The 11,854-nt window shown below is 67.9% G+C and carries 10 protein-coding genes and 6 pseudogenes; 8 read left to right on the top strand and 8 right to left on the bottom strand.

From position 1 onward, the window contains the following. Positions 1-211 precede the first annotated feature (211 nt). Complete coding sequence (locus ACWCP0_RS41435) at positions 212-1,165, top strand: IS481 family transposase (RefSeq protein WP_451083875.1); 954 nt, start codon at positions 212-214, stop codon at positions 1,163-1,165. Between the two features lie 104 nt (positions 1,166-1,269). Next, positions 1,270-1,425 (top strand): annotated as a pseudogene (locus ACWCP0_RS41430) (IS630 family transposase); the annotation flags it as partial. A 156-nt stretch (positions 1,426-1,581) separates the two neighbouring features. On the opposite strand, the gene ACWCP0_RS41425 reads toward ACWCP0_RS41430, so the two are convergent. The 7 genes and pseudogenes from ACWCP0_RS41425 to ACWCP0_RS41395 all read right to left on the bottom strand — a co-directional run. Next, on the bottom strand, positions 1,582-1,869 hold the full coding sequence (locus ACWCP0_RS41425; protein ID WP_451083874.1) for an ankyrin repeat domain-containing protein: 288 nt from the start codon (positions 1,867-1,869) through the stop codon (positions 1,582-1,584). Between the two features lie 168 nt (positions 1,870-2,037). Then, positions 2,038-3,510 (bottom strand): sialidase family protein, encoded by a 1,473-nt coding sequence (locus ACWCP0_RS41420; protein ID WP_451083873.1) that lies wholly within the window; start codon positions 3,508-3,510, stop codon positions 2,038-2,040. Between the two features lie 578 nt (positions 3,511-4,088). Further along, positions 4,089-5,222, bottom strand: coding sequence for an IS630 family transposase (locus tag ACWCP0_RS41415; RefSeq protein ID WP_451083872.1), 1,134 nt, complete (start codon positions 5,220-5,222; stop codon positions 4,089-4,091). 36 nt (positions 5,223-5,258) lie between these two features. Continuing rightward, positions 5,259-5,591 carry a glyoxalase superfamily protein gene (locus ACWCP0_RS41410; protein WP_451083871.1) on the bottom strand — a complete coding sequence of 111 codons (333 nt, stop codon included), beginning with the start codon at positions 5,589-5,591 and terminating at the stop codon, positions 5,259-5,261. Positions 5,592-5,913: 322 nt separating this feature from the next. Then, the gene (locus tag ACWCP0_RS41405) at positions 5,914-6,120 is read right to left on the bottom strand and encodes a hypothetical protein (protein ID WP_451083870.1); all 207 of its coding nucleotides are present in this window, start codon (positions 6,118-6,120) and stop codon (positions 5,914-5,916) included. A gap of 351 nt (positions 6,121-6,471) precedes the next feature. Beyond that, on the bottom strand, positions 6,472-6,747 hold the full coding sequence (locus ACWCP0_RS41400) for a hypothetical protein (RefSeq protein WP_451083869.1): 276 nt from the start codon (positions 6,745-6,747) through the stop codon (positions 6,472-6,474). Between the two features lie 480 nt (positions 6,748-7,227). Next, positions 7,228-7,374: pseudogene (locus ACWCP0_RS41395) on the bottom strand (o-succinylbenzoate synthase); the annotation flags it as partial. Positions 7,375-7,839: 465 nt separating this feature from the next. On the opposite strand from ACWCP0_RS41395, the pseudogene ACWCP0_RS41390 reads away from it, so the two are divergent. After that, positions 7,840-8,139, top strand: a pseudogene (locus ACWCP0_RS41390) (hypothetical protein); the annotation flags it as partial. A gap of 80 nt (positions 8,140-8,219) precedes the next feature. Continuing rightward, positions 8,220-8,363 (top strand): annotated as a pseudogene (locus ACWCP0_RS41385) (transposase); the annotation flags it as partial. A gap of 60 nt (positions 8,364-8,423) precedes the next feature. On the opposite strand, the pseudogene ACWCP0_RS41380 reads toward ACWCP0_RS41385, so the two are convergent. After that, positions 8,424-8,696, bottom strand: a pseudogene (locus tag ACWCP0_RS41380) (CbrC family protein); the annotation flags it as partial. A gap of 462 nt (positions 8,697-9,158) precedes the next feature. Here ACWCP0_RS41380 and ACWCP0_RS41375 point away from each other — a divergent pair. The 4 genes and pseudogenes from ACWCP0_RS41375 to ACWCP0_RS41360 form a co-directional block, all read left to right on the top strand. Further along, on the top strand, positions 9,159-9,365 hold the full coding sequence (locus ACWCP0_RS41375; protein WP_451083868.1) for a hypothetical protein: 207 nt from the start codon (positions 9,159-9,161) through the stop codon (positions 9,363-9,365). Between the two features lie 276 nt (positions 9,366-9,641). Further along, the gene (locus ACWCP0_RS41370) at positions 9,642-10,658 is read left to right on the top strand and encodes a hypothetical protein (RefSeq protein WP_451083867.1); all 1,017 of its coding nucleotides are present in this window, start codon (positions 9,642-9,644) and stop codon (positions 10,656-10,658) included. A 116-nt stretch (positions 10,659-10,774) separates the two neighbouring features. Beyond that, positions 10,775-10,903 (top strand): hypothetical protein, encoded by a 129-nt coding sequence (locus tag ACWCP0_RS41365; RefSeq protein ID WP_451083866.1) that lies wholly within the window; start codon positions 10,775-10,777, stop codon positions 10,901-10,903. A gap of 398 nt (positions 10,904-11,301) precedes the next feature. Continuing rightward, positions 11,302-11,760, top strand: a pseudogene (locus ACWCP0_RS41360) (OB-fold nucleic acid binding domain-containing protein); the annotation flags it as partial. Between the last annotated feature and the right edge of the window lie 94 nt (positions 11,761-11,854).

The following is an 11,854-nucleotide window of genomic DNA, read 5'->3' as shown; positions in this document are numbered from 1 at the left end:
AGCTACCTCGCCGGCCTCGAACTCCGCGCCTCGATGATCTGGCTCGAAGATCTCTTGCGAGCAGCCGATTGATCACGACCTCACACAGGCCCTAGGTGTTCTGTCCACGGAGGTTGGTGACGGTGATCACTGGGGAGTGATCTTGAATGGGTGAGGGCCTTCCGGGTTCGGTGTGGATTGCGACATCTCCACCGGACAACGAAAGGCCCTCGTGCCACACCGTAATGCACCCCTGACCGAGACCGGCCGCCTGAGGCTTGCCCGCTGCGTCGTCGACGACGGCTGGACCCTGCGACGGGCCGCCGAGCGCTTCCAGGTCTCACCCACCACCGCCCAGCGGTGGGCCGACCGCTACCGGCAACTCGGCGAGGCAGGCATGGCCGACCGCTCCAGCCGTCCCCGTACCAGCCCGTGCCGCACCCCCACCCGAACCGAGCGGCGGATCATCAAGGTCCGGCTCCTGCGCCGGTGGGGACCGGCCCGCATCGCGCACCTGCTGGGCCTGGTCCCTTCGACCGTGCATCGCGTGCTCACCCGATTCAGCCTGGCCCGCCTGACGCACCTGGACCGGGCCACCGGCCGTGTTATCCGCCGCTACGAACGCGAGCGGCCGGGCGAGCTGGTGCACGTGGACATCAAGAAGCTCGGCAACATCCCCGACGGCGGCGGCCACAAGACCCTGGGCCGCCAAGCGGGCCGCAAGACACGTTCCGGGGCCGGCTACAGCTACATCCACACCGCCGTCGACGACCACTCCCGCCTCGCCTACAGCGAGATCCTCGCCGACGAGAGGAAGGAGACCGCCACCGCCTTCTGGACCCGCGCCCAAGCGTTCTTCACCGCCTGCGGCATCACCGTCGAACGAGTCCTGACCGACAACGGCTCCTGCTACCGCTCCCGCGACTGGCGCGACACCCTGGCGGCGGCCGGGATCACCCACAAACGCACCCGGCCCTACCGGCCCCAGACCAATGGCAAGGTCGAACGCTTCAACCGCACCCTGCTCGACGAGTGGGCCTACGCCCGCCCTTACCACTCAGAGACCGAGCGCCGCGGAGCGTTCCCGCAATGGCTGCACACCTACAATCACCACCGCGGACACACCGCGCTCGCAGGCAAACCACCCGCCAGCCGCGTCCCCAACCTCATCGGGCAATACACCTAGGCAACGTCTGTGACCCGCACTGATGCCAAGTAGCGCCAGCAACCGGAGACACTGAATCAGCAAGTTAGTTGGCGCTTTGGTACACCGCAGGTCACGAGGCATGTCAACCCGACGCCATCTTCCGCATGGACGAGTTCGGGCCGCTCAACCTCCAGCCCCACCCCGGACGACAGTGGGCCGAGCGCGGCGGCCGACACAAGGACCCGGACCGCGAGCCGAGGCCGAAACAACGGACGACCTACACGCGTCCGCGCGGAGTTCATGCCCAGTCCACGGCACCGACCACACCAGTCACAAAAAGCCCGGCAGCATGATCCACCGCTACATCATCCGGCGAACAAGCATGCGCAGGACAAACCCCTACGCGAAATCGTCGCCAGAGCAAACGCCGCCCGAACCCAGCCACGCGACAACAGTCATGACCGCCTCGGCGACTTTCGATTGGCCATGTCCATGGGGGTGCGGCCGTCTGGGTCTGCGAGCTCCGGATCAGCCCCGAAGGCCAGCAACACGGCCGTGGTGTGCACAGTCAACGGCCGCCCGCTCTGCAGGGAACTGTCACCTTCAACGTCGATCGCATGCGTCAGCAGCGTCATGTCGCTGAAGACCTCATCGGGATCGGAGCCAGCGGCCGGCAATTGGGCCAGGGCCTCTGCATCCTCCTGCTCGACCGCTTGATGCGCGGGTGTCCAGTAGTCGCTCACCAAGACATTCAACCGTCCCCACAGCTCGCCTGCCAGCGACTATCTACGCCATCAGCCACCAATTGAGATGTCGTCTTACTCTGTTCCTCCCAGTTCCTCTCACCCCTGGCCCGCTTCTGACAGTCTGCAGCCGTCGGCGGTCGGGCCGGCCGACGGCGTCCGCGTCGGTCAGCGGGTGCGGAGACTGCTGGTGTACACGTCCGTACGGTTCTGTGGTGCGCCGGAGTGGGTCTCGGTGAGCACCGCCCGTACTCCCTTGCCGTCTGCCGCCAGGCCTTGGTAGTCGCCGAGGAAGTGGCCCCCGGCGAACGGCGCCTGCAGCCAGTCGAAGACCCGCGAGATCCGTCGTTCGGTCCGGCGCTTCGGGTTTCCGTGCTGCAGCGTGGCCAGTTGGTAGGCGGTGGGCAGGGTGGTGGTGTTGCCGGGCTTGAGGAAGCGCAGGTCGTAATAAGTGAGCGCGACCGTGCCCCGCTCGGTGACCGCGATCGATGGTGAGAAGGCCGGAACGCCCTTGGGGCTGATCAGCTCCGGGGTCCCCCAGGTGCGTCCGCCGTCGGTGGACCGCACAAGCTGGACGGAGTCGAACTTTCCACCGGAGAAGTCCGAGCCCTCGTAGGCCATGTACAGCGTGCCTGTCTTGGGGTCGACGGCCGGGCTCGGCAGGGTGGCCGCGGCGCGCAGCAGCTTGGTGGGGTCGTTCGGGTCGACCTCCGGTACGGAGGTGTCCCGGGCCACGGTGACCGGGACACTCCAGGTCTCTCCGGCGTCGGTCGAGGTGACCACCTCGTAGCGGGCTTCGAGGACGGTGCTCAGGTCGTCGGAGTAGGTGATCCGGTCGAAGAAGTCGTACAGGGTGCCGGTGCGCCGGTCGGCGACGATCAGATGGCCGATGGTCTGGGTGTTGGGCACGGTGCTGGTGTCGACGAACGGCCGGGCCTTGCTCCAGGTGCGGCCGCCGTCGCGGGTGAGGGAGATGTAGCCGGGACCGTCGAGGGAGCTGGGGCCGGGTGGGTCGTTGTCGAGGCGGTTCCAGACCTGGTAGGCGGTGCCCTTGCGGATCGGGTCGGCGGTGAGTGAGGGCTTGTCGTTGAAAAACGGCTGCTCGTCGACGTGCGTGGTGGTGAGGTTCTGCCAAGTGCGGCCGCCGTCGCGGGACGTGACTGTCAGGAGGGCGCTGCGCGTGCTCTTCGTGAAGTCGACGCCCTCCCCGCCGGCGTAGACCGTGCCGTCCGGTCCGGTGCTCACCCAGGGGTCGGTGGCCCGTTCGTAGTCCGCGCCGCCGGGGGCGCACAGGCTGAACGGCAGCGTGCTCCGGTGGAAGGTGTGGCCGTCCGTGGTCCAGCTGGCCGCCAGGCCACGGGCGCCGCCGTCGTTCCAGCGGTCCTGCTGGAACACGGTGACCACGCGCTTGGGGTCGCGCGGATCGACGGACAGGTACGGCTCGACCTCGGTGGCCGGGTAGACGATGCTGTCGGGGGACCTCGCTCCGATGGTGCACTTCGCGTACGGGTCGCCGTGGGACACCTTGACCAGTGGTGTGCCGTCGGGGTTCCGGTCTGCTGCGGCGGGAGTTGCGCCGGTGACCGTGACGAGCAGGAGCGCGGCGGTGGTGACGGCGGTCAGGGGCAGGAAGACGCGCATGCGGGATCTCCTCCGGGCCGGTCGGCCGGGGTACGGGACCGCCGTCATCGGGGCGGCCTGGGGCGCGGAGGCGTACCGGAACGCGAGGGTGGGGCGACTCCGCTTGGTCCTTTTCGGCGTTGCAGCCGGTGCCCTTGATGGGCCGAACGACGGAGTCATCCCGGGGGTCGTCGAGGAGCACGGCGGAGCCGACCGGCGGGTGCACCGTGCCGGTCGGCTCCTTGTCGTGCTGTTACGGCGCCGTCTTGTAGGTCCCCGGAGAGGGCCGTGGGCCGCGTGCCGGTTGGCGATGCCGGCGGGGTCGGCCTTGGCTCAGACGGGTTGGTGGAGCGGGATGACCTGCTGGACCTCTTCCACGGTGAGGATGAGTCAGGGCATCGGCAAAGGGCCACCTCAATGCTGACAGCGGCGCGATCATCGCCCGCGCCAGAAGGAAGACTCCATCACCGTCGGCACATCCAGGCTGGAGGCCGGCGGGACTGCTCGTTCTTCTGCGCCTGTTCAAGACCTGCCGAGTGTCAACAACGCTCGTGATCAATACAGCTGGGAAATCCGAAATCAATACAGCTAGTGCCGCATCAGGCAACGTTCGCCCTGTCGACCACCTCGCGTAGGCCTTCGTGGGCGGCATGCTTGTTCCGCCAGATGATGTAGCGGCGGATCAGGCCGGCCTGTTGCTTGTGGCTGGCGTGGTCCGTCCCGTCCAATGCGAAGTAGCGGAGGGCGGTGAACTGGGCTTCGATGCGGTTCAGCCAGGAGCGGTTGGTCGGTGTATAGGCGAACTCGACGTTGTTGGCCTCAGCCCAGTCGCCGACTCGGGAGTCCTTCTTCGTGTTCAGGTGCGGGGAGAAGTTGTCGAGCACGATCGCGATACGGATCGTCCGCGGGTAGAGGCTGCGCAGGTAGCGGCAGAACTCCAGGAACCTCGTCCGGTTCTTCTTCGGCTTGATGTGCCCGTGGAGCTTGTCCTTGCCCAGGTCCAAGGCGGCAAACAGGTGCCTGACCCCGTGCGGACGGGTGTAGGTCGCCCGCCGGCGGGGCCTCGGCTCCCGGTCAAGTTCCTTGTGCCGTCCGCCGCGCTCCGCCCATTGCCGCCCGGGGTGGGGCTGGAGGTTGAGCGGGCCGAACTCGTCGAGGCATAAGACGACTTCGGGTTCGCCGTCCTCGGGTATGACCTCGCCGTCGGCGATCGCGTAGAGGTGTTCGACGCGGGCCTTCTTGGCGGCGTAGTCGGGGTCGCGGGAGGTCTTCCAGGTCTTTATGCGTTGAAAGAAGACGCCCTCCTCGCGGAGCAGGACCCGAAGGCCCTCGTGGCTGATGTCGTCGACCACCCCCTCGGCGACCAGGAAGTCAGCCAGCTTGGCCAGGCTCCAGGTCGAGAACGGCAGACCGTGCTCGGCCGGCTTGGACTTGGCGATCTTCTTGATCTCGCGCCGCTCGGGCAGCGTGAACGATCTCGGCCTCCCGCCCTTGTACTTGAGGTAGAGGGAGTCGAAGCCGTCGGCGTTGAAGTTGTGGATCACGTCTCGGACCCGGTCCGCGCTGGTGAACGTCACCTCGGCGATCTTCGCCACAGTCATGCCCTGCGCGGACAACAGCACCATCTGGGCCCGCCGCCAGGTCACCACCGACCCGCTGCGTCTACGGATGATCCGCAGCAGGCGCCGCCCCTCGTCGTCATCGATCTCCCGGACGCGTACTCGCTCAGCCACCAGCACAGCTTCCCTGCCGCGCGCTGCCAGCGAGTGTCATTCCGTCGGCGTGCCGATCCGGAGCCGGTTGCCGTCAGGGTCACGCAGCTCAATCTCACGCGCCCACGAAGCGTCGTGCGCCTGCACACCGAACTCGGAAGCGATGGCCTCGACATCACGAATGCGGAGGTAGACCAACGTGTCGGGGCGGGCGTCGCCCTTGTGCTCCGACAAGAACAACCGCACCCCGCCCCGGGCGACCTCGACGAACGCGGGAAGTCCCGGTTCGAAGCGGTGTTCCCACTGCTTGGCGAAACCCAGTCGCTCGTACCACGCAACCGCCGCCGCAGCGTCCTCGACGCGAAGAATGGGAATGACTTCCTCGTCCATGTAGCCCATCGTCGCAGACCACCCGACAGGGCGAACGTTGCCTGATGCGGCACTAGGAAATGCGAACGACCTCGTCGGTCACTGTATGACGACATGGCCAAGGCCGTTCAGGACGGCGGCGAGCGCGGTGTTCAGGACGGCGCGGACCGTCTCGAAGCGGTGACGGCCTTGGCTTCGAGACGGTCGGCGTCCACCATCGCGAGTGCCGCGGTGTCGAGACGGGCGCGGGCGATCCACCCGACGGTGGACCGGGTGCCGTCACCCTGTACGCACCACGCCGGGTGCACCGGCCGGACTGGTTGCCCAGCCGTGCGCCGACCGGTCAAGTGATCCTCTGCGTGGTCCCGTCAGGCAGCGCGCAGACGTAGCCGGCGTAGCCGCCTGAAACGATCTGTCCGCCGGCGGCCGTGCAGTCGTCTCTGGAGATGTTCGGAGACGAGGCGGCCCCGGCGCTGACAGCGCCGACGGCGCTCACGCCGACAAGGGTTGCCGCGGCCAGGGCGAGGCCCAGGATTCTTCGTATGCGCATGACTTCCTCCTCCTCTCAGGCGCCTTCGTTCGGCCTTCAGGAAGGACAAGTCTCAAGACGATGGCGCCCTCTTACTCAGCATGGGCGCTCCGCATGAGGCCCGCGAGGCGAGGCTGGGCGCCGCGCCCGGGCGGTGACTGCCCGGCGCCGGAGAGGCATGACATCACCGACCTCGACCGGCCGCATCGGTACGCCGCGTGCGCGTCGGTAGGAGCGGGGCGACGTCGATGTCCCTGGCGTCGAGACTGCCCACCGGGGCCGCGTTGTGTCCGGGCAGGCCGGGGGTTGAGAAGGAGACGGGCCGTACCTGCCTCCGACCGGTGCCGGCGGGCGGCTGCCCCGCGCGGTCCTCTAACGCGGTTCGTGGGCCGCCGCCCGGCAGGCAGCGGTCGCGGCGCCGCCCGCCACTCCGGCCCCGGTCAGCCCGGTCACACAACCCTGCAGGTCTCCGACCACGCCACGGCTGCAGGCCGCTGTGACGGAGTCGGAAGCGGTGGCACCGGCCAGTTCGGCCATCCGTGTGCAGGCGGGGATGTCCGCCCGGACCGCGGGAGCGGCGAGGACCGCACAGCCGAGGGTGAGGGTCAGGCCGGTGAGGGCACCGGCGATACGGGTCGACGTGCGCATGGGACGCACCTGCCTTCCGGGTTGGTCGCGCGGTCCTGGTCCCGGCGGGCCGGATCCACGCGGTAAGGCCGCTTGGCGACGCTCGGTGAGTGGTGCCCCCGGCTGGCGGGCTCACAGACTGACCGCACGATTCTGCGTCGCATCCATTGAGCGGCACCGGGACATGGTCGCCAGGCCGAAGGAGAGGGCCCCGGACCGGATGAGACGCACTCGGACCTCCACTCGCGGGCTCCTCACTCCAGCGTCGCATCCTCTCCCCCGCCTGTCCTGGGCACCCGGGGGGCGGCCGCGCCGATCAACTGCGATTGTGCGAAGCGCGGTAGCCGGCCCGTCCGGCCGACCAGATGGACCGGACGGCCCAGCGTCCCGCCCGGCCTGTCCCCTGCACACCGCCGGGCGCGGCTCGGCCGGGGAGGCGGCCGGCCTTCGCTTCCCCGCGAGGTGCTGGGCCGCCACTGCGGTGGCACTTCACGGCGAGCGCCGATGGGAGGCCAAGGTGTCGCCGGGGAGAGCGAAGCCCGGCAGGGCCGCGAGGGCGGCGCGGCCTATGCCGGTCTCCAGCATGTCGCCACACCGGACCGGGACGCTGTGGGCGCGGGCGATGTCGCGGGTACGGCGGCCCCCGAGGCAGGCGTCGACGGCAGCGCCCCTCCCCAGCGTCCCAAGATCCGGACCATTTCCGGACCAGCCCCGCCCAAGGAGCCGCACCGACCGCCGTTTTCGCTGGTCAGCGTGGGCGAAGCCGTTTTACAGCCAGCAGACGAAGAACATTCTTTGTTCCTACAGCCCCAAGAAACTTGGGTTCTTCTAGAGTCCGAAGTCGGTTGCCTGGAGGCCCCTTGCGCTTCAGGCAACCCGACACAGAAGTCACCATCCACGATCAGCGCGACAGCTTCCGTCACTGATTGAGTTTTGAGTGCATCCGCCCCGGACCAGCCGCGGACCAAGCGACGTCCCTGTGAAACGACTACGGACGGGTGTGTCCGAGGCCGGTGTCGCGTTCTGGGTTGACGACACCGGCTTTCCGGACCCGCAGAGAAATTCCCGGCTCGACCCTGACCCGGCAGGCCATGGTCAAGCGGGTCCATCAGCGTGCGACTGCGCTGCGTCGGCTCATGCCGCAGTTGCTCAGTGCCGAGGGCTAGCGGCTCATTGCCCGTTGTCGCCAAAGGTGAGCCGGCATGGGCGCACCTCGACCTCGTTCACCTAACAGGCCATCTCGTTGGGCATGTTCGCCAAGTTTCTGCGGTGACCGTTGAGCGGCTGGTGCCGGATGTGCTGTGGGAGTTGTTCCAGCGGGTGGTACCGGAGTCGCCGACCCGACCGCAAGGCGGAGGCCGGCGTCGGCATGGTGACCGGGAGGTGCTGGCTGCGATCGTGTTCATGGCCACGTCAGGCTGCACCTGGCAGCAGCTGCCGTCCGCCTCGTTCGAGCCGTCGGCTACGACTACAACCACTTGCGACGATGGTTACGCAGCCGCGGAATCACGCCTCGGATCGCCCGCAAGGGCACAGTCTCCAGCGAACGGCTGGGCAAGCACCGCTGGACCGTCGAACGCACCATGGCCTGGCTCGCCGGATGCCGACGTCTCCACCGCCGCTACGAACGCAAGGCCAGCAATGCGCATGTCGGCCCGCAGCTGGTCGAGGGCTTCGGGATGCGCCGCCAGCTCGGTGTACCCGACTTCGCCTACGAAGGCGGCCGCGTCCTGGCAATGGACGAGCAAGCGCGGATCCTGCCAGGCGTGGAAGCCAGGGGTGCGGCGGGTGACCTCATGCAAAACGTCCTCGCTGACACCGTCGAGTCCGTAGGAGTCGGTGAATTCACCCGCGAAGCGTTCAGCAGCGCTCCCGTCTGCGATGCACCATGGACAGAATCGTCCGCTGACGTCCTGGGCGGTGTAGAAGGTGGCCGCGTAGATCCAGCCCGTGTTGCGCTTGCAGCAGGCGCACGTCTCGGGGGCCGCCCGGACGGACCCACTTGCGAGGGGGTCTGGGTGATAACGAAAAAGGGCAGGTCGGCACTCATCGCCGGTTCCCGACCTGCGCCCTGATGGCCATGCCCACTGATCTCATGGAGAGCAGTCTGTCCGGGAGCAGGTCCCTGATCAAGCGCGGTGTCGGACTCCTCCTGGCCCAGCCAATTGAGACAGCTTGTAAGGGCGCGTTTCCTCAGGTCAACACGGCTCTTAGCATTGGGCCGGTTGCGGACGCTGCCCCCTCCGGAACAACGAAGAGACCACCCATCCGGCCGGGGTGGTCTCTTCGTTCTAGGGCCTGTCCGACGGGTCGCGTCACCGACCCCGCACCCGACAGCACTGTCACCCGACTGGCCCAACATGACGTGCCACCCACATGGGTGAGAAACTGACTAGTGCCCCAACCGAGGCAATCCGTGAAAGGGGAACCAAATGCGCATTCGACGAATCCTCGCCGCCGTCATCGCCACGGCAGCCCTCGCCGGACTCGGCCTCACAGGCGCCGCCACCGCCACCGCCGCCGCACAGGGTGCTCCATCCTACGTCACCCCTTCTGAGTGCAAGCAGGGCGGCGGAACGCCCGATCTGACGGACAACCTCTGCAAGGGCGGTACGCACAACGGGGAGCAGATCGACTAAACCCCACAAGGCGCCCCGCAGCCACGCGCCGCGGGGCGCTCCCGCGCGAGCGTAGCCGGGAGAGTCGCAGGGACTGTGCCGACCCGTCGGGCACGCTAGGTCCGAGTCGGCCCGGAAGCACGCGGCGGGCGGGAGCTCATCGTCGCTGCACATCTGATCCGGCTCAGCTGGCCAGACGGTGCGCAATACGCATCCTCGACGTCGCTGGCTGACCTGATCGACCGCCACGTTTCCACTGCTGCCGCTCGCCGCCACGCCCCTGAGCCCGACGGACGCATGCCAATCGCCTGGGATGCCCCCGAGGACCCAACCGAGTGCGCGGCGCTGCTCGTTGCCGCCAACACCCTCCTCGGTCACGAAGAACGCGATGACGCCGGGATCACCGATCGCGTCCGGCCGCTCGCTGCGTCCACGTTCAGCCGCAATCCCGCCAACATCGGCGCCTCTTTGCGACGCATGGACATCTCCCCTGCGGTGGCACGTGCCCTGCTGCGTCATTCCCAGGGGTTCTACCGTGCCGGTGTCCACCGGCACGCGCGGCAGCGCATTCCCTCGCGTCAGAGCCACTTCGGAATCGACCATGTGCCCGCTCTCCTGCCGTACGTGTGGCTCTCCGGTCCCTTCGGCGAACTGTTGTCCCGGTGGGCGCACCACACCGACTGGAAGGTGCGGCACCTGCGGCGCGTTTCGGCGCTCAAGCTCGCGGAAATGAGTGGCGGTGGCACCTGGCCCGATTGCGCCAAGACTCTCCGCATCCCGTGGAACACCGCGCAGCAGTCCCTCAAAGTCATCAGGCAGGAGTTGAATTCACGGGATCTGTGGCCGGACTTTGAGCGGGCCGTCGACAGTGTAGCCAGCCAATTGGACTGCGGCACGGATCGTGTTCACTACGGGCGACGCCGGGAGCTTCTTTCGTCCTGGCAGGTCCCGGCTGGCGACTGGGCCGAACTCCGCCGCGATCTCGAGCAGTTCGGCCAGGGTGTCACCTCCCCCACCCGTGACACCGCGACCGTGCTGATCTGGACTCATGTCACCCAGGGCGATCACCTTCACAGCCCCGTGCTCGGCGCCCTGAGGGAATCGGGCTGCAGCACCCAGCGCCTGGTCGCATCGATCAACCAGCTCCGCACCCCAGCCAACCGCAAGGGCGGCAATCGCGAGCTGCTGCGCCGCCTCGAAACGTACTCCGACGTCCTCGCTACCGCCTGCGACCGGCCCGTTGCCTCGCCACAGACAGGCAGCCTCGAGATCGGGGTACTTGCTGCGCACCTGCGCGGCGCCATGTATCCGTAGGAGCGGGGCACACCGGGGTTCGGTGGCAGGTCATCCGCCGACGCCCCGGGGCGAACGGCGAGGGCGCGTACGGACTGCCGCCGTTCGCGCAGCGCTCGGACGAGGGCGCCGGTGCCGTGCCCGAGGGCACTGCCGACCGTTCCGGGCAGCAGGAGGGCCTGGACGACGTCGCTGAGCACGGACTGCATCTGCTGCGGCAGGGCGGCCGCGGCACTGAAGCGGCTGAGCAGGCCGCCTCAGCGTAGTTGATCCTCGATTGACTCACCGGGGTGGTTGTGCTCCCAGGTGAGGCCAGCCTCCAGGTCCGCATCGACGAAATCCTGTCCGGGGCTGACCTCAGCGTGAGGATCATAGGCCTCACGCTGGGGGACGAAGCAGCGAGCAGCTCTGCTAACGCGGACGCCTGAGACTCGACACGACTCGGGACTCCCTGCCACCAGAATCTGCCCCTCCGCGTCTCCGTACGCACGATCATCGAGTAGGAGACACGAAAGCGCAGCACGCCCGAACCTCACCAGCCCTGAGGAACCAGCAGGTCAGCCGCCTCAGACAGTCTGCAAGCCAGGCCCGCTACCCTCCGGTCCGCACCCTCGGTACGGTGCCAACTATCCCGCTTTTGTGCCAACTAAAAAGCCTCGTCACAGTGCTGGTCGCCGGTGTGCGGGCCTCCACCCAGAACCCGCCCATCCGCTCCGGAAAGCGGGTGATCTTCGTGACGCTCGAGGACGGCTCCGGCATGGTCGACCTGGCGTTCTTCGAGGACTCCCACGAGGCCTGTGCCCACACCGTGTTCCACTCCGGTCTGCTGCTCGTCCGCGGCACCGTGCAGCGGCGCGGCCCCCGCAACACCATCGTCGGCTCGATGGTCTGGGACCTGGACGCCCTCGCCACCGCCCGCCGCGACCACGGACCCGAAGCCGTCCTGCGCATGCTCAACGAGGACGCGCTCAAGCCCACCCCCGCCCAGCCGGATTCCCCACAGCGGACCATTCCTCAGTCCACCGGTGCCGCGCTGCACCCGTGGGCGGACCTGCAACCCGCCGGCACCCGCGCCGCCGACGTCTCCAAACTCGGCTACACCAGCCCGGGTTCTCCAGGCTGAGTGCGTTGTGGCAAACCGGATTTCGTTCGAGGTGTGCGGCGCGGGTGATCATCTGGACAGAGGTACGGGTGCGGCCGTGGACATGAAAGAACGG

This window comes from Streptomyces sp. NPDC001970 (assembly GCF_053594115.1).
Note: the sequence above shows the minus strand (reverse complement) of the source record. Positions and strands in the feature narration are given on the sequence as shown.